At 58.7% G+C, this 15,587-nt stretch carries 19 protein-coding genes and 1 tRNA gene; 9 read left to right on the top strand and 11 right to left on the bottom strand.

Features of this window, described 5'->3' with window-relative positions:
* Window positions 1–7: 7 nt before the first annotated feature.
* Both C484_RS14340 and C484_RS14335 read left to right on the top strand, forming a co-directional pair.
* Window positions 8–724: a DUF2270 domain-containing protein gene (locus C484_RS14340; RefSeq protein WP_006826624.1), complete on the top strand. Its 717-nt coding sequence runs from the start codon at window positions 8–10 to the stop codon at window positions 722–724.
* A 181-nt stretch (window positions 725–905) separates the two neighbouring features.
* Window positions 906–1,097, top strand: coding sequence for a hypothetical protein (locus C484_RS14335; RefSeq protein WP_006826623.1), 192 nt, complete (start codon window positions 906–908; stop codon window positions 1,095–1,097).
* 233 nt (window positions 1,098–1,330) lie between these two features.
* Here C484_RS14335 and C484_RS14330 read toward each other — a convergent pair.
* The 3 genes from C484_RS14330 to C484_RS14320 form a co-directional block, all read right to left on the bottom strand.
* Window positions 1,331–1,403, bottom strand: a tRNA-Pro gene (locus tag C484_RS14330).
* Between the two features lie 98 nt (window positions 1,404–1,501).
* Window positions 1,502–2,104, bottom strand: coding sequence for a tRNA (pseudouridine(54)-N(1))-methyltransferase TrmY (gene trmY / locus C484_RS14325; RefSeq protein ID WP_006826622.1), 603 nt, complete (start codon window positions 2,102–2,104; stop codon window positions 1,502–1,504).
* A 144-nt stretch (window positions 2,105–2,248) separates the two neighbouring features.
* Complete coding sequence (locus C484_RS14320) at window positions 2,249–2,806, bottom strand: metal-dependent hydrolase (protein ID WP_006826621.1); 558 nt, start codon at window positions 2,804–2,806, stop codon at window positions 2,249–2,251.
* 123 nt (window positions 2,807–2,929) lie between these two features.
* Between C484_RS14320 and C484_RS14315 the strand changes: the two genes are divergently transcribed.
* Window positions 2,930–3,109: an HVO_A0556 family zinc finger protein gene (locus tag C484_RS14315; RefSeq protein ID WP_006664625.1), complete on the top strand. Its 180-nt coding sequence runs from the start codon at window positions 2,930–2,932 to the stop codon at window positions 3,107–3,109.
* Between the two features lie 136 nt (window positions 3,110–3,245).
* On the opposite strand, the gene C484_RS14310 is transcribed toward C484_RS14315, so the two are convergent.
* From C484_RS14310 to C484_RS14300, 3 genes are all read right to left on the bottom strand, one after another.
* Complete coding sequence (locus C484_RS14310) at window positions 3,246–3,467, bottom strand: hypothetical protein (RefSeq protein ID WP_006826620.1); 222 nt, start codon at window positions 3,465–3,467, stop codon at window positions 3,246–3,248.
* Between the two features lie 4 nt (window positions 3,468–3,471).
* Window positions 3,472–3,747 carry a DUF7511 domain-containing protein gene (locus C484_RS14305; RefSeq protein WP_006826619.1) on the bottom strand — a complete coding sequence of 92 codons (276 nt, stop codon included), beginning with the start codon at window positions 3,745–3,747 and terminating at the stop codon, window positions 3,472–3,474.
* A gap of 354 nt (window positions 3,748–4,101) precedes the next feature.
* Window positions 4,102–5,202 carry a S1C family serine protease gene (locus C484_RS14300; RefSeq protein ID WP_006826618.1) on the bottom strand — a complete coding sequence of 367 codons (1,101 nt, stop codon included), beginning with the start codon at window positions 5,200–5,202 and terminating at the stop codon, window positions 4,102–4,104.
* A 145-nt stretch (window positions 5,203–5,347) separates the two neighbouring features.
* Between C484_RS14300 and C484_RS14295 the strand changes: the two genes are divergently transcribed.
* Entirely contained in the window at window positions 5,348–6,718 is a 1,371-nt protein-coding gene (locus C484_RS14295) for a tRNA pseudouridine(54/55) synthase Pus10 (protein ID WP_006826617.1), read from the top strand.
* 27 nt (window positions 6,719–6,745) lie between these two features.
* Here the strand turns inward: C484_RS14295 and C484_RS14290 are convergent, their stop codons facing one another.
* On the bottom strand, window positions 6,746–6,925 hold the full coding sequence (locus tag C484_RS14290) for a hypothetical protein (RefSeq protein ID WP_049915489.1): 180 nt from the start codon (window positions 6,923–6,925) through the stop codon (window positions 6,746–6,748).
* 177 nt (window positions 6,926–7,102) lie between these two features.
* On the opposite strand from C484_RS14290, the gene rnhB reads away from it, so the two are divergent.
* From rnhB to C484_RS14275, 4 genes are all read left to right on the top strand, one after another.
* Entirely contained in the window at window positions 7,103–7,816 is a 714-nt protein-coding gene (gene rnhB, locus C484_RS14285) for a ribonuclease HII (RefSeq protein WP_049915488.1), read from the top strand.
* A gap of 73 nt (window positions 7,817–7,889) precedes the next feature.
* On the top strand, window positions 7,890–8,903 hold the full coding sequence (locus C484_RS14280) for a sodium:calcium antiporter (RefSeq protein ID WP_049915486.1): 1,014 nt from the start codon (window positions 7,890–7,892) through the stop codon (window positions 8,901–8,903).
* Between the two features lie 97 nt (window positions 8,904–9,000).
* Window positions 9,001–9,168, top strand: coding sequence for a DUF7563 family protein (locus C484_RS25185; RefSeq protein ID WP_449289175.1), 168 nt, complete (start codon window positions 9,001–9,003; stop codon window positions 9,166–9,168).
* Between the two features lie 640 nt (window positions 9,169–9,808).
* Complete coding sequence (locus C484_RS14275) at window positions 9,809–10,639, top strand: IS5 family transposase (protein ID WP_083867352.1); 831 nt, start codon at window positions 9,809–9,811, stop codon at window positions 10,637–10,639.
* Between the two features lie 54 nt (window positions 10,640–10,693).
* Here the strand turns inward: C484_RS14275 and C484_RS23095 are convergent, their stop codons facing one another.
* The 4 genes from C484_RS23095 to secF form a co-directional block, all read right to left on the bottom strand.
* Window positions 10,694–11,548, bottom strand: coding sequence for a hypothetical protein (locus C484_RS23095; RefSeq protein WP_152422721.1), 855 nt, complete (start codon window positions 11,546–11,548; stop codon window positions 10,694–10,696).
* Window positions 11,549–11,629: 81 nt separating this feature from the next.
* Complete coding sequence (locus C484_RS23090; RefSeq protein ID WP_152422720.1) at window positions 11,630–12,193, bottom strand: hypothetical protein; 564 nt, start codon at window positions 12,191–12,193, stop codon at window positions 11,630–11,632.
* A 317-nt stretch (window positions 12,194–12,510) separates the two neighbouring features.
* Complete coding sequence (locus C484_RS14265) at window positions 12,511–14,163, bottom strand: preprotein translocase subunit SecD (RefSeq protein ID WP_006826611.1); 1,653 nt, start codon at window positions 14,161–14,163, stop codon at window positions 12,511–12,513.
* On the bottom strand, window positions 14,160–15,056 hold the full coding sequence (secF, locus tag C484_RS14260; RefSeq protein ID WP_006826610.1) for a protein translocase subunit SecF: 897 nt from the start codon (window positions 15,054–15,056) through the stop codon (window positions 14,160–14,162). The genes C484_RS14265 and secF overlap by 4 nt, the downstream gene beginning before the upstream one ends.
* A gap of 129 nt (window positions 15,057–15,185) precedes the next feature.
* Here secF and C484_RS14255 point away from each other — a divergent pair, with 129 nt between their 5' ends.
* Window positions 15,186–15,554, top strand: coding sequence for a hypothetical protein (locus tag C484_RS14255; protein WP_006826609.1), 369 nt, complete (start codon window positions 15,186–15,188; stop codon window positions 15,552–15,554).
* Window positions 15,555–15,587: the final 33 nt, after the last annotated feature.

The raw sequence follows: 15,587 nt of genomic DNA, 5'->3' as shown, positions 1-15,587 counted from the left end.
ACTATCTATGAGTCGCGAGAACGATTCACTTGATCCAGAACACGAGGAGGTCGCAGCGGCGGCGGCGACCGATTCCGATGATTTCCTCTCGCTCGTCCCGCACTACTATCGGGGCGAGGTTGCCCAGGCGACGAGCGCGCAGGATCGGCTCGATCGGACGACCGACTGGGCGATCACGCTGATCGCGGCGTTACTCTCGATCGTCTTCTCCAGCGAGGATATACCGGCGTACCTCCTGCTCGTCGGCCTGTTGCTCCTGGCGATGTTCCTCTTCTTCGAGGTGCGTCGCTATCGTTTCTACGACGTCTGGCGCGCCCGCGTTCGACTGCTGCAGGAGAACGTCTTCGCCAACGCGTTCGACCCGGCCGGCGCTGAACACCCCCGCTGGCGAGAGGAAGTCGGGGAAGACCTCAGACAGCCGACGTTCAAAGTGTCGTTCTTCGAGGCACTTTCTCGACGGGTGAGACGGGTTTACGCGCTCCTCTTCGCCGTCGTCGGCGTCGCCTGGGTGAGCAAAGTCACGCTCTTTACCCCCGAATCGCAGTGGACCGAAGCCGCCGAACTCCCAGGCATCCCGGGGATCGCCGTGGCGGCAGGACTGGCCGTCTTCTACGCCGCCGTTATCGCGGTTGCAGCCTGGCCCGCCAGACGCCGTGCGAAGGGGGAAATCCACGGCGTCGAAAGCGGCGACTGGAAAGACACTGACGGCAGTCACGAGGACTGAAACGGTCTACTGGCCGTTTCTCCGCGCACCCGCACAGTCGTGGGTGTGCCGGAACGGGCTGCTAGCAGCCCGTATGCCCACCGCCGCGATAGATTCTCACTGCTCCCCTTCTGGAACCGCGCTAACAGTTTCGCAAATAGAAACGCTAATTCAGTCAATATCGTCATTATACTGTCGGGGAATGGCAAACAGAGATGACGTTTCGAGAGAACTCGCCAAATGCACCGAGTGCGATTCCGTTTACGCGGCCCGACAGTGGCCGAATGGAGACATACAGCTGATCGGGAACGACGGCTGTCCCTGCGGTTCGACCGAGTTCGTTCTCGTCGATGACGATGGGGAACCGGCACCGGATGGGACGACTGCAGAGTGATATTTCTGCTCCGTATTGACGATGCATTCACTCGGATTTTCCTCGCTCGTTAGCAATCCACACCGGTGACCGTTTTTGGTACTACGACGCTGTCACACGATGGTATTTCAGGCAACACTCGAAATCGAGCGGCTCGATCTCGTCACCGCTGGCTACAACGACGAGAACGAGAACTCGCGGCGCGCAGTTAAACACCCGAAAGTGAGCACTCTCGAAGAAAAATGCGGGAAAAGTGGGCCGGCGCGAATTCGAATCGCGGTTACGGCCACCCGAAGGCCGAAGGATACCAAGCTACCCCACCGGCCCGCAGGTTATACCTGGGTGCCCGTTCGTTTAACGCTTCCGAAACCCCGCAAGCGGGACTGTGTCTTCCGTTCACATCTCCGTCGTAACGCCCAGTGTCCTCAAAACCGGTCGTACCCCGCCGTGTCCAGATAGTGATGCGCAACGGTGATCGCCTGATCCGCATGCAAGCGTTCCGGACCGAGTCGAAGGCGCTGCTCAACGTGCGCGTCGAGCAGCTCTGCCTCCGCCTCGGTGACATCCCGGTGGTCCGAGAGGACGAATACCCCCGACTCGAGTTCAGCTGCATCGATGTCGACGACCGGTTCGCCGTCCTCGTGTAGTTGCACGACCGGCCCGTCATCGGCGAGTTCAGCGAGCGTGTCCGCGAGGCCGCGGCGGTAGAGTTCGATGCCAGGACTGGGCTCGGCCGGCAAGGCACCGATGGCTTCCTCGCGGTGCTCCAGCGCGTTGCGGACGAGGGCGGCGGTGCTTCGCTCGTCCGGATTGAGTCGCCGGAGATCGCTCCCGGTGAAAGTGATCGTGAACTCGTCCTGGACGACGAGATGGGTGCGGACGTCCTCGCGGATGCCGTGGGAGGTGACGAACGAGGCGGTAATCGATCGACAGAGCGCGTCGAGTCGGCCGGCACCGCCGGCGAGATCGTCGAGCGAAAAGTCGGGTTCGAGCGGCACGTCGTGAGCGATGAGAACGAACTGGCGCATACGCGATGAACGGCGGGTGGCGGGATAGCCGCCACGGTTTCGAACGGCTTCGGGGGGAGGACAGCTCGAGGAGAGGGAAGGTATGGAGGGGCGGAGAAGAGAAGAGAAGGGAAGGAAATGGGGGCGGACAACGTGGGTGACCAGTCAGGATCGAGTCGGCAGATACCGGCGAACCGACGCCCGAACGGTCGCCAACCCCGGCGCGCCATCACGATACCAGACGAGGACCGCACCGACGAACAGGCCGAGCTGGAGCCACTCGTAGGGTCCCATCGTGTAGTAGTTGAGGAACGCATCCAGAATCCCGCCGATCGGATCCTCGGGCGGCTGCTCGACCACCGGCCAGAGCAAGTACGCGGCACCCGTCGGCTCACCGGTGAGCACCGACGGCGGAATATCCGCGAGTAGGTGCGAGAGGTAACCGATCGAAAAGGCGACACTCGCCGACCTGAACTCGAGTCGATCCGCAGCCACGTATATCGCCGGGAGGAACAGCGCGACGAACAGCAGCGAGTGGCTGAGCGTCCGCCCGCCGGGGAGGACGCCGAACGTCCAGGCGAACGGCTTATCGATCAGATCGGGAAACTGCGAGCCGATCGCGAGTGCGACCAGTGGTACGAACCGCGGCGAGCGGTCGAATCGACGCGCAGTGTAGCCGGTATAGAGCAGGTACGCGACAGCGAGGTGTCCCCAGGGCCACATCCCGTGGCCCTTCTCGGGATCGACGAATAGGTGCTTCGACTCGTCCCGCGCGGTGAGACGGGGCGGCCGAACATTGCATAGACAGGGCCAATCGTTTCCAGTATCTCGGGCTGAAGTGTCTATATGGCGAAATCACAATCGTCACAGCAGAACGCGGCACATGGACAGTTGCTGTCGCTCCTCGAGGGACGGCCCTGTCCGGCCTGCGCTGACGGCGAACTCGAACGTGACCGCTACAAGGGAAACCGGGCCGTCGTCTGTGACAGTTGTGGAACGCCGCAGGCGCAGGTCTGGTCCTCGTGACTCCTCCAGCACCGACTGAAACTGGTTACAACTGGTTACGCACTGGTCGCACGACGGCTGTCCGATCGGGTGCCCACTGACTTGCAGTGACGACGAGAGTGGTGCAAGTTGCCGCTCTCCGATGGAAATGCGATCGCTATCGTGAGCGGGACCCGTCGAGTTGGCGCTCGTCGTACGACCGAGAGCCGCGATAGTCGTGGCCGATAACGAGGGCGATGATGTTGATCACGAGCACACAGAGAAAGATCGAAAATCTGGTCGCCGACCCGATGCCCGCCACGAACAGCGGGAGATAGACGACAGGGAGCAGCGTCCCGACCCAGAACCCGATTGTCGTAACTGTACTCCCGAGGTGCATTGGACTAGCGTATCGATTCCAGATCGACGAACGACCCCTGGGTCGCCGCGATCCAGTTCGACATGAGTTCTTCTTCGGGAGCCTCCGCCGGGAAGATAGCACACTCATCGGGCGAGTCCCCGTTGTCGATTCTGACGTGATCGAGTTCAGGTCCGGTGTCGTGTGTCTGTCGCCGCGCGTCCGTATCCACGGGTGCGTTCGCGTTGTCCACCGTGCTCGACGTCGACTGTTCGTCACCGACTGCGGTATCCGACGACCAGTTGTCAGCATCGTGAGTCATTGAATGGCAGGCGTCGAGTGTTCGCGCCAACTTCGGGTTCAGCGGTTGAACCTATTGTTATCGGGAGGCTAAACGCGGCAAACGAGACCCTGATCCCCATTTCGAGCCGGTTCGAACCGTTCATTTCGCCGAAAAAGAACTCGACAGCGGCTAACCTGTACGAGACTGTTATCGGGATCAAAACGGCTGTATCGGTAGCGTAACGACGGAAACGGACCGATTCAATCAGTGATTTGCTTCCCCTATTGCGGCGGGTGCCTATCCAACGGATGATGGAGAAACGGTCGAGTGATCGAGGAAACAGTTGCAACGATAGCGGCCAGCGGGGAGCGAGTGCGACAACTGCTGCGGAGCCTATCGCTCGCCGAGGACCATTTCTGCGGTCGTTTCCCGGCCATCTCGCCAAAGCGTGAGCGAGAGCGTGTCGCCGGGGCTGGTTTCGAGGGCGAGATACGTCGAGAACGCGTGTCGATCCGGAACCGGTTCGCCGTTCAGTTCGAGAATGACGTCTCCGCCAACGGGTATCGGTGCGCCGCCGCGCGTGGTCGTCCGTGTCGATTCGTGGAGCGTCCCCGCTGCTGGCTGGCCCGACCGGACGCTATCGACGATAACGCCGGTGGCCTCAGGGAGATCGTTCGCCTCGGCGACGAGGCGGTCGACGGTCATAAACGTAATTCCCATAAACGAGTGGTTGTACTCCCCGTCCGCGATCAGCGACGGGACGACACGCTGCATCAGTGCTGCAGAGATCGCAAAGCCGATGTTCTCGCCGCCGGCAGCGTTGACGATGCCGACGGCGTTTCCGTTGAGGTCGACCAGTGGCCCGCCGCTGTTGCCGGGATTGACGCCGGCATCGGTCTGGACGACGTTCGGGAACGAGAACTCGCGTCCCGGTGCGTCGAGCGTTCGATCGACGCCGCTGACGATCCCTTCGGACATCGAGCCTTCGAGCCCGTAGGGATTGCCGATCGCGAGGACCTGCTGGCCGACAACTGGTCGCTGGTCGGCAAGCGTCAGCGGCGTTGCGATATCGGGAACGTGATCCGTCTCGAGGACCGCCAGATCGCTGTGCGTATCCGTTCCGACGAGTTCAGTCGTCGTCCAGTCGCCGTTGATGTACTGGAGATCGGTTTCTTCGCCGCCGGCGACGACGTGTGCGTTCGTGACGACGTGGTTTTCGTCGACGAGAAACCCGGATCCCTGCCCGCGGCCTTCAGAGTCGCTATTCGGGTCCTTCACGCCGAAGACGCGAACCTGCGTGACGGAGTCGATAACCGCCTCGTAAATATCGGTAAACGTCGAGCCGTCCGCGAGGTTTCCGCGGTCAATTTCGTGCGAGGAACTGCCCTCGATCGGTCCCGATGTCGAGGGTTCCGAACAGCCGGCGACGACGCCGGCGAGTCCGGCGCTGGCGGCCGCCAGAAACCGTCGTCGACCCGGTCGAAAATCGTCCATAGTCGATGGATGAGAGTCCACCTATTTTGCAGTACCGAGGACGGCCGAGATCGGGCGGCAAACGTGAGGACACGCGAACACTACTGCAAGTGATGCGAATCGGGAAGGGAAAACGTGTTACCCGCGGCCGCCCGACGCATAGGATATGACGACGCTCGAGGACGACGCCCGCGCGCTGCTCGCGACGGGGCCCCTCTGTGATTCCTGTCTCGGTCGCCCCTTTGCCGACCGGAGTTTCGGCCTGACGAACGCCGAGCGCGGCCGGGCACTTCGGACGACCATCGCACTGGCCGACGACGCGGACTACGATCCCGACGACCCCGACGCGTGCTGGGTCTGTGAAGGCTACTGCGGCACCTTCGATGCCATCGCCGACACCATCGTCGCTGAACTCGACGGCGTCGACTTCGAGACCTACCAGGTCGGGACGAAGGTCCCGCCGCTGGCCGAAGAGAACGAGCGCCTCCTCCGGGAGGACGCGTCGCTCGAACCCGACAGCGGCGAATCGCTCAAACGCGAGCTGAACCGCGAGGTGGGCCGCCGCGTCGGCGCGAAGACGGGTACCGACGTCGACTTCGACCGGCCGGACGTACTGGCGGTCATCGATCTCGAGGGATTCGATCCCCTCGACGTGCTCGAATCGGGCGCGGCAGCCGAAGTCACGAGCCACGCGATCGACGTACAGATCAATCCGGCCTTCGTCTACGGACGCTACCGCAAACTCGAGCGCGACATTCCCCAGACCGAGTGGCCCTGCCGGGAGTGTGGCGGCAGCGGCATCCAGCTCGGCGACGACGGCGAGGAACCCTGTGACTACTGCGGCGGCTCGGGATACATGTACGAGACGAGCGTCGAGCAGACGGTTCGACCCCACGTCGTCGACGCAATGGACGGCGACGAGGGCACCTTCCACGGCGCGGGCCGCGAGGACGTCGACGCCCGCATGCTCGAGGCGGGCCGCCCGTTCGTCCTCGAAGTGAAACGGCCCCGGAACCGCGACCCCGATCCAGCGGCGCTCGAACGCGAGATCAACGAGGCCGCCGCGGGCTCCGTCGAAGTCGCGGGACTCCGGCTGGCGACCTACGAGATGGTCGAACGCGTCAAGGAACACGACGCGAGCAAACACTACCGCGCGGACGTCGAGTTCAGTGAGCCAATCGATGAGACGGCGTTCGAGGATGCGCTCGCCGAACTCCGGGGCACGACGGTCGAACAGGACACGCCACAACGCGTCGACCACCGACGGGCGGCGCTGACCCGCGAGCGGACGGTCTACGACACCGACGGCGACCTGTCCGAACCGACCCGGGCCGAGGTTCGAATCCACGGCGAGGGCGGCCTCTACGTGAAAGAACTCGTCAGCAGCGACGACGGGCGAACGGAGCCGAGTCTGGCCGGCCTGCTCGGCACCGACGCCGAGGTGACGGCGCTCGACGTGACCGGCGTCGAGGGAGAGACCGAGCCGTTCGAACTCGAGGAGTACTTTCGGGACGAGCCGCGAGCCGACGAGGAGTAGCGCGTTCGCCCCTGCAAGGCAGCAGAGTTACGAATCGTCACGCTCGGTTTCATCGGCGAGTTCTTCGAGCCGACCGAGTTCGCCTTCTGCGTCCGATGATCGTCGATGCTGTGGAGACATGATCGGCTCTCCGGAGCCCTCGATGCGTTCGTCGGCATCCTCGACGGCGATCCGTTCGCGCAGCCACGCGAGAGCACCTCGAATCATGTTTGTTCGAGTACCATTCACGGCGACGACCAAAAGTGTACGCCACGTCTCGGGTTCGATTCCCACCGACTCGCTCGTCGTTCTCGACGCGAGCCGGCCGCTGTCACCCGTCGGTCACTCGGTGAAATGGACCGGAAGAACGCAACGGTTTACCGATCCGCGACCGACCCTCGGCGTATGCCATTCGGCGTCGACGAAGCCGGCAAGGGTCCGGCCCTGGGGTCGATGTTCGCCGCCGCCGTCCACGTCGAGACGGACGCGGCGCTCCCCGAGGGTATCGCGGATTCGAAACGACTCGCACCCGCCCGCCGCGACGAACTCGCGGATACGCTGCGAGCCGACGACCGGATCGGTATCGGTCTCGCCGAAATAACGCCCGCGCAGATCGACGATCCCGAGACGGACATGAACTCGCTCACTGTTCGGGCGCACGCGCAGGCGATCGAATCCCTCTCGAAGGAGAACGAAAACAAGGACGAGAACGAGAACGAAAACAAGGACGAGAACGAGAACGAAAACGAGTTCAGCGCCGATCCGCTGACGGGGCTCTGTGATGCCTGCGACACCGACGCCGACCGCTTCGCGCGGCGAGTGACCGACGCCTGCACGCTCGAACTCGAACTCGACGCGCGCCACGGCGCGGACGAGAACTCGCCGATCGTCGGGGCGGCGAGTATCGTCGCCAAGGTCGCCCGCGACGCGCACGTCGAGACGATCGCCGACGAGTTCGGCTCGGTCGGCAGCGGGTACCCGAGCGATCCGACGACCCGGGAGTTCCTCGAACGCTATGTCGACGAACACGGCGAGTTACCGCCGGTAGCGCGAGCGTCGTGGGCGACGTGCGAAGACGTGCTCGCGGCGGCCGAACAGACAGGGCTCGGGCAGTTCTGAGACGGCTCGTTGCGAGCAGGCGATGACAGTCGTGTTGTTTTATATGAGTTCTCTTCCCGAGTATACCTTATACGTGCTCGACATTCTGCTCCTGCTTGCACTCGCGACGGTTGCCACCGGCGTCGTCTGGAAGGGAAGTTCCTGGCTGGAATCCGCTTCGAACAGCCTCGCGGCCGGCTACGGCGTGCCGCCGGTCGTCCAGGGCGCGCTCATCGCCGCCGCCGGTTCGAGTATGCCCGAACTGATGAGCGTGCTCCTCGCGACGCTCGTACACGGGGAGTCCGGACTCGGCGTCGGCGCGATCGTTGGCTCGGCCGTCTTTAACCTGCTCGTGATCCCCGGCCTCGCCGCGCTCGCCGGCCCCGGAGAGATGCAGACGAACCGCAAACTCGTCTACAAGGAGTCGCTCTTTTACATGCTCGCGGTCGCCGTGTTGCTGTTGACGTTCTCGCTCGCGGTGATCTACTATCCGATCGGCGAGACCGGCGTCCGAGGCACCGTCACGGGCCCGCTCGCGCTGTTCCCGATCGCGTTGTACGGGCTGTACGTCTTCACCCAGTATCTCGACGCCGCCGAGGATGAACTCGAGGTCGATACGAGCATCGATCTCGCCAGGAACTGGCTCTGGTTCGGGCTGGGGCTGGTCGTCATCATCGTTGGCGTCGAAGGGCTCGTCCGTGCGGCGGTCGGGCTCGGCGACGCCTTCGGAACGCCGTCATTTCTGTGGGGGATGACCGTGGTCGCGGCGGGATCGAGCGTTCCGGACGCGTTCGTCAGCGTCGTCGCGGCGCGGTCCGGCCGCTCGTCGGTCAGTCTCGGCAACGTACTCGGGAGTAACATCTTCGACCTGCTCGTCGCGGTGCCGATCGGCGTTCTCGCCGCGAGAGGAATGGACATCCAGTTCGCCCACGTCGTTCCGATGATGTCCTTTCTCGTCCTCGCGACGGCGGTCTTTTTCACGATCGCGAGGACAGATATGCTCCTCTCCGAACGGGAGGCCTGGTTCCTGCTCGGCGTGTACGGCCTGTTCGTGCTCTGGCTCCTCCTCGAGAGCATCGGGTTGCTCTCTATTATACAGACGACATAGGCGCATTGCAACGGCAGGCGCGCGATTCTTCTCTCTCGCAGCGATCACTCGACGTGGCGATCGAGCGAAGAACAGAGCCAATGGAGGTAGTTAACTGATGCCGATCTGTACGCAGTGTGAAAACAATGTCTCAATCGACTTCGTCCGTGCACACGGTGACGAAAAGGCAGGTACCGTCGATTGGTGTCAGCCCTGGAATACGAAACATCATATAATATTATCTTTTAGACATTGTATTCATATCGCCACTAGCATCAACAAGTAGCCCTATTTCGTCTATGCTGTGTTTCTCGCCTAGACGTTCCAAGAACGCTTCCATAGGGGCAGTTCCGTGTGACCGAACACGTCAATTTCCAGCAGGACTTCCAGTTCTGTGCCGATCGCAGCGTACAACCACTTCTTCTAGCCGTCTACTTCGATTTGTTTCTCATCAACCACGACTCATCGCTGACTGAACCATCGGCAGACCACCTGAGAAATTGGATTCAAATTGCCCCTGTATGAATAGTTAACACGAGTAATTCAAGTACTGCAACAATCGCCCGAACTGACAATCCTATCAAATACAGGTATATCCAGAGACACGTTAGGAGGAAAGGGATTCCCTCATCCACCAATCCTTACCATACACTATATTTAATATTTCTCTGAGTGGATACTAGTATGACATGATCAGCATTCACTACAGCCTGATCGTCTCTCAAACATTCTCAATTAGATAGCGCCCTTGCCAGCACTGGGCTGTGTTGAATCACTAGACGGCGTCGGGGAAGTCAGTAAATCGAAGGAGTTGAAGCGGGAGACTTCAGTTGTTCATGACCCAAATCTCCCGCTTCACCGAGCGTTGCGTCTCNTCGGGGAAGTCAGTAAATCGAAGGAGTTGAAGCGGGAGACTTCAGTTGTTCATGACCCAAATCTCCCGCTTCACCGAGCGTTGCGTCTCAATTGCACAAAGAGTTACGGGTGAACGAGGCGAATCCGCCGCCCCAAGCGGTGGCGGCGGATTCGCCGACTATGCCCTTGTTTCGCTGCATTGTCTCCGGATTTATCTCGATACATCCTATCGAATGACGATCGATCTACTGAAGGAAATGCCACAAATAACAGGAGAGATCGGCCTTGAACCGGCCGATCTCCCTGCACCATCCACGCTGTGTAAGGCGTTTGATCGGATCGAAATGAGTGTCTGTCGAGTGCTGCTGCGCCAGTCGGCGCAGCTGCACGATCTCTCTGAGCACGCTGCGATCGATGCAACGTTCTATGAACGGGATCGTGCTAGCCGCCATTACTGCCACCGAACGAATTATCGGGTTCAGACGCTCAAAGTGACAAAACTCGTCGATACAGCAACGCAAGCTGTGTTCGACCTTCACTGCTCGACGACGTTAGAAGGCAGTGACGCCGACCTCTGTGAGCAGATCGCCCGCCGGAACGCGGGCGATCTGCGGTCATTAGCCGCTGATAAGGGCTACGACAAGCAACAACTCCGCGAACAACTCCGTGAACTCGACATTCGCCCGCTGATCAAACACCGGATCTTCGCTCCATATGATCACGCACACAACGCCCGCATTGACGAAGATCGATACGCTCAGCGGTCAATGACCGAAACCGTCAACTCCGCCGTCAAGCGCTCGCTCGGCTACGCCGTGCGAGCGCGAACCTGGTATCGAGAGTTCCGTGAAATCGCTCTGATGTGTGTCGTCTACAACATCAACCGTGCCATCAAACAGTGAAATCCACCGCCTTACAGCGATTCAACAGAGCCCGGCACTGTCTTCGAATTATTGTTAACAATTCTGTGGATTGGGAGATGGACAGCCACCAGTTGGACACCAGGTATGGCCGGGACAACAGTCAATTCTCAGATCGTAGCATGTATGACAATTGCAACAACATCCAGTCACTACACTATCCCATCTACCACATGCACCATTAAAAACAGTACACATATCCTCCTCTTCTCCATATGGAACACAGCAATGATTGTGCCCACAATCTGGGCCACAGCTATTAGGATAATCATCACAAAGCGGGTCACAGTCAGATTTCATTTCAATTGATTCTTGACTATTTAAATCGCCTCCGGAGGATTGTGCTGGTACTTCCTCTACATTTTGTCTGAGTTCATCTCTTATTTCAATACCATCTTGAATGTTCTCTGGTTTATAGAAGAAGTCTTGTCTATCTCTTCCAAGGCCAATACTAAAGTCACTAACTGGTCCAGATGAAGTAAATACTAGATATTCTGTACCTTCCATATGATCTTTATATTTGATTAAGATAGGATCCTGATTTCGAATGAAACGGTGCAAAGAAGAAGTGGTTGACGTGCTGTGAATGTCTGGTATACTCTCTTTCTTTGAAAGTACTAATAGAATTTCTTCTTCCCAATCATTAACAATGTCAATAATATCATCATCGCTGGCTTGCTTCTTGTATTTAGTATCTTCTTCAGCAGCCACACTCAAAGAAGTACTACCAACCCCAACGATTGCAGCAATCGTTGCAAGGGAACTTTTGAAGAAAGCCCGTCTAAAGAACACTCTATTTTGTGATGGAGAGATGGAATCTGCGATATCCGCTCGCTTTGGGACCTTAGTAGTCTGTTTTTCTGTGATTTCCTTTGAATCTGATTTTGCCATACCATTACTAATATCCACATGTATAAAATATTTCCGGTGATGATTTCTATTACAGCAAGATGGTCAAATATAGGATTATAGTTATTCAATCGATCTCGAAAATAACACTTCGTCAGAGCTTTCACAAATGGTCTTAAAAATCCTTTTTTCATCACAACAGGTCTCATATTCGGATATCTTACCAATCGTTGGATCCCTATTTGGGCATTCTTGAAGGAATAATCTAATAGTAGCTAATAAATTCAACCTTTTTTCCGGCGAAATCACATTCCAACTAGTAATTGATTCCCTAAGAACATCAATTAGAATGAGGTCGATAACTATTGCTACCTCAGATGGCCAATAATGGATTCTCCTATCATCACTCACAAGATAGATCTTTTCAGCCCTGTATAAAACACTAACATCATCAATATCAAGGTTCTCGGGTATTTCATCAACACATAGACTATCTTTCTGCCCTGTATAATTCTTAGCAATATTGGAAACAATCTCTTCTGAGACAACATAATCTTCGGATTTTTCTGAATATCGGATGATATCCTCATTTTCGAGGATAGGTATTTGTGACGATGGGTCGAAGTTTCTAATCGGGGAGGTAGTCTCCTTACCAAACCAGTGTAGTACTTTCTGAGGGAATATCATCTTTGTTAATATTGGCGTATATGGGATAAAATAACCCTTTAGCCATATCATCGTAATAGATGTAGATAAGAATATAATTGTGAGAGATATTGATTGTATCACTGAGAATCGGTTTCCAAACAGGAGCGATACAGATAATATAGCTGATATTAAGATAGACAAAATTATATTGGTGATTGTGCATTTAAAGCATCTGTTTTTCCCGGTATATTGATCGTCTTTTAAATGTCCTACCAACTTCGGCATAATTATAACTCACCGTCGGTTTTAATAGTTCTTTCTATACCAATACTAATTCTCCCCTATATGAATCACACCTATCGATCCGTGAGCAGCCGCTCGAGGATACCGCCGTAGGCGGGCCGCGTGATGAGGACCCCGATCAGCACGCCGAGGATCGTGATGATGGCGAACCCGCGGAGGTCGCCGAGACTCAACACCGCGAGCGGCGACAGAGCGATGACCGTCGTCGCCGCGGCGGCTCCGATGACCCAGAAGGCCTTGCTAAAGCGAGACTCGAAGACCCGCTGTGAACTCACGTTGCCGTCGCTCATCACCTCATCGGCGATGATGATGAGGTCGTCCACCCCCGTCCCGACGACGGCGATGAACCCGGCCACGTGCGAGAGGTCGATCGGCATTCGTATCAGCGCGGCGAAGCCGAGCAGGATGACGACTTCCGAAAGCGCCGTCACGATCATCGGTGCCGCGACGCGCGGATCGCGATACCGGAGGAAGACGACCCCGCTGACGGTGATCACCGAAAGGATCCCGATCAGGAGCGAGAACGTCTTGAACTGATCGGCCAGCGCCGGTTCGGTGGAGTAGGTCTGTTCCTGGCTGAAATCGAGCGGCGCGGTCAGCGCCCCCGACTGCAGGTTCACGGAGAGATACTGGGCGTCCTGCTGGGTCGGGACGATCATCCGGAACCCGGGATCGTTCGCCCAGGTGCCGGATTCCATATCACCGCCGAGTCCGCTCCCCATTCTGTGGGCGTCGATTATCTCGTCGTCGACGACCGTGAGCATACACCACTGTTGCTGGTCCTGATCGAAGTTGAACTCGCCGGCGTCACGGTCGTGGACCGAACACTGGCCGATCCCCTCCGAGGTAAAGCCGTACTCGTTCATCGCGCTTTGGAACTCGGAGGCCGCGCTGTTACCGTCGGAGCCTTCCGTATTATCGACCGTCACCGGCACGTAGTGCGTGCCCTCTTGCTCGTCGAATGCAGGTGGGCTGATATCACTGAAGTCGTCGTCGTTGAGAACAGTGTCGTTGGTCTGATTCCCGTTCCCGTCGGGATGGTACGCGACGATCTGGACGTCGCCGCGGTCACTGAGCAGGCCCCGAAGTTCCTCCGGACTCATCCCGGGAACCTCGGTGACGATGTAGTAGCCGCCGTCGACGGTCGCCTCCTGGTAGACGTTCCCGCCGGAGAGGCCCGCTTCGTTAACCCGCAACTCGATCGTATTGATCATCTCGTCGCGCGTCTCCTGTGTGACGCCGTTTTCGACGTCGTCTTCGGTCACATCGAGGCCGGCGCTCTGGAGTGCGCTTGCGAACTCCGCCGCGGTGACGTTCTCGGTGAAGACCTCGGCGGTGTATCGGTCGTCGTTCTCGTGGTAGCGCACGGTCGCATCCGAACTCTCGATGTCGAGTTCAGTGTAGAGCGTCGACTCGATATCGCGTTGCTCGTTGTCGTCGATGTCGAGTTCGTCGACCGTCATCCCGGTTGCGGGTGCGCTCACTCGCGTCCCGCCGTCAAGACCGATCCCGTACTCGAGGTTCGTAAAGCCCTCGTCGCCGGACTGGTTGGCAGCGGTTTCGTTGTCGCCGAGATTGTCGGCGAGGGAGTCGTCCGCCATGATGCCGCCCGGGATGAACAGGGCGACCAGGGCGAACGCGAGGAAGGCGACGAGCAGGATAACCCGCCAGTATTCCTTGACGAAGGCGATCGGATTTGTGCTCATGATCGCACCCCCTCGAACTTGTACCAGCGAAGCAGACTCAGGTTCAACAGGTAGGTGTTCATCAGGTCAGCGGCGAGGCCGACGAAGAGGATGGTCCCGATCGACGCCAGGAGTTCGATGCCGAAGAGCGAGGCGACGATTCCCATGACGAGCATCGCGGCCATGGAGGTGATGGTCATCGTCACGCCGGTCGTCATGGCTCGCGAGGTGCTCTCGTAGAAGTCGCCGCTCCGGCGGAGCACGTGGTTGTTCAGCAGGATGTCCGAGTCCACCGAGTACCCGATCAACATCAGGAGTGCGGCGACGGTCCCGAGCGAGAGCGAGATGCCCGCGATCGACATGAACGCGAGCGGGATCACGAGGTCCGAAAACGCCGAGAGGACGATCGCGATGGAGGGGACGAACGTCCGAAAGAGCAAGAACGTGAGCGCGCTCATGCCGACGAACGCGACGGCGATCCCGAGCAGCGCGGTCTGTTGGGTCTGGGCCGCGAAACTCGCTGACGCCGTCGATTCCTGCTGAACGATTTCGGCGTTCCCATCTTGCTCGAGTTCAGCGGCGGCTTGCTCACTTAACGTTTGAATCGCCTCGTCGTCTTCGACGCCAGCGAACTGGACGGTATACTGATTGTCGACGCCGGGAGCCTGGATGCGTTGGATGGAATCCGGTTCGACGCTGAACGCCGTCTGGATCTGGGCTTCCGAGGACGTCGTCTGGATCGTCAACTCTGCACCGCCCGTAAAGTCCATACCGAGTGGCACTGGCGCGCCGGTGAGCAGAAACGAGCCGCTCAACACGAGCAGTGCAACGGCGAGGAGTCCGAGCGGTACCGCCGCGAGCTGGCGGTTAGTGTACCGGGGATACTGTATGTCCGGTACGTCGAAATACCCCATATATCGGACCACTGGGTGTCGCCCGAGGTAAGCTTTCTCAATTTTAGTCGTCTGTTCCAGAATGAATTGGCGTGAAACGACTCCCGCTCAAGCCTCACGCTCAAGCCATCCGAGCCCCTATCAGTGACTATGACGGCTGACTCACGCGCCCAGTCCGACCGGCAGCATCGAACTGACTCGCGAGGCGAGACAGCGGCCCGGGTCGTCGTTTCGTACCCCGCCGACCTCTCGGAATGGGGTCGGTTCCAGATCGAAAAGCCGTCGTTTCGCGCCTTTCTGTGCAAGACGCGCGACCACGCACGCGAAGGTGACCAGTGGGACGAGTTCGTCGGCGTCGGGTGCTGCGGGAACTCGCTCGACGTCCCGCTTCGCGTGGAGGCGGTTGAAGGCGGCGCACTGATCGACACGGACACGGAGATCAGCTACGAAATCCGCGAAGCCTGCGGTATCGAGGGCAGTTGGCGCGTGCAGAGCGAGGACGGGCCGAGTCGGGCCTAACGGGGACGGATTCTCGTTTCGTTGAGGTGGCGT

Origin of the sequence: Natrialba taiwanensis DSM 12281 (assembly GCF_000337595.1) — an archaeon.
GTDB lineage: Archaea > Halobacteriota > Halobacteria > Halobacteriales > Natrialbaceae > Natrialba > Natrialba taiwanensis.
Note: the sequence above shows the minus strand (reverse complement) of the source record. Positions and strands in the feature narration are given on the sequence as shown.

Bases quoted from the DNA above. Each gene is read 5' to 3' on its own strand.
- C484_RS14340 (WP_006826624.1), top strand. From the start codon at position 8: ATGAGTCGCGAGAACGATTCACTTGATCCAGAACACGAGGAGGTCGCA.
- C484_RS14335 (WP_006826623.1), top strand. From the start codon at position 906: ATGGCAAACAGAGATGACGTTTCGAGAGAACTCGCCAAATGCACCGAG.
- trmY (WP_006826622.1), bottom strand. From the start codon at position 2,104: ATGCGCCAGTTCGTTCTCATCGCTCACGACGTGCCGCTCGAACCCGAC.
- C484_RS14320 (WP_006826621.1), bottom strand. From the start codon at position 2,806: ATGTGGCCCTGGGGACACCTCGCTGTCGCGTACCTGCTCTATACCGGC.
- C484_RS14315 (WP_006664625.1), top strand. From the start codon at position 2,930: ATGGCGAAATCACAATCGTCACAGCAGAACGCGGCACATGGACAGTTG.
- C484_RS14310 (WP_006826620.1), bottom strand. From the start codon at position 3,467: ATGCACCTCGGGAGTACAGTTACGACAATCGGGTTCTGGGTCGGGACG.
- C484_RS14305 (WP_006826619.1), bottom strand. From the start codon at position 3,747: ATGACTCACGATGCTGACAACTGGTCGTCGGATACCGCAGTCGGTGAC.
- C484_RS14300 (WP_006826618.1), bottom strand. From the start codon at position 5,202: ATGGACGATTTTCGACCGGGTCGACGACGGTTTCTGGCGGCCGCCAGC.
- C484_RS14295 (WP_006826617.1), top strand. From the start codon at position 5,348: ATGACGACGCTCGAGGACGACGCCCGCGCGCTGCTCGCGACGGGGCCC.
- C484_RS14290 (WP_049915489.1), bottom strand. From the start codon at position 6,925: ATGATTCGAGGTGCTCTCGCGTGGCTGCGCGAACGGATCGCCGTCGAG.
- rnhB (WP_049915488.1), top strand. From the start codon at position 7,103: ATGCCATTCGGCGTCGACGAAGCCGGCAAGGGTCCGGCCCTGGGGTCG.
- C484_RS25185 (WP_449289175.1), top strand. From the start codon at position 9,001: ATGCCGATCTGTACGCAGTGTGAAAACAATGTCTCAATCGACTTCGTC.
- C484_RS14275 (WP_083867352.1), top strand. From the start codon at position 9,809: ATGACCCAAATCTCCCGCTTCACCGAGCGTTGCGTCTCAATTGCACAA.
- C484_RS23095 (WP_152422721.1), bottom strand. From the start codon at position 11,548: ATGGCAAAATCAGATTCAAAGGAAATCACAGAAAAACAGACTACTAAG.
- C484_RS23090 (WP_152422720.1), bottom strand. From the start codon at position 12,193: ATGATATTCCCTCAGAAAGTACTACACTGGTTTGGTAAGGAGACTACC.
- C484_RS14265 (WP_006826611.1), bottom strand. From the start codon at position 14,163: ATGAGCACAAATCCGATCGCCTTCGTCAAGGAATACTGGCGGGTTATC.
- secF (WP_006826610.1), bottom strand. From the start codon at position 15,056: ATGGGGTATTTCGACGTACCGGACATACAGTATCCCCGGTACACTAAC.
- C484_RS14255 (WP_006826609.1), top strand. From the start codon at position 15,186: ATGACGGCTGACTCACGCGCCCAGTCCGACCGGCAGCATCGAACTGAC.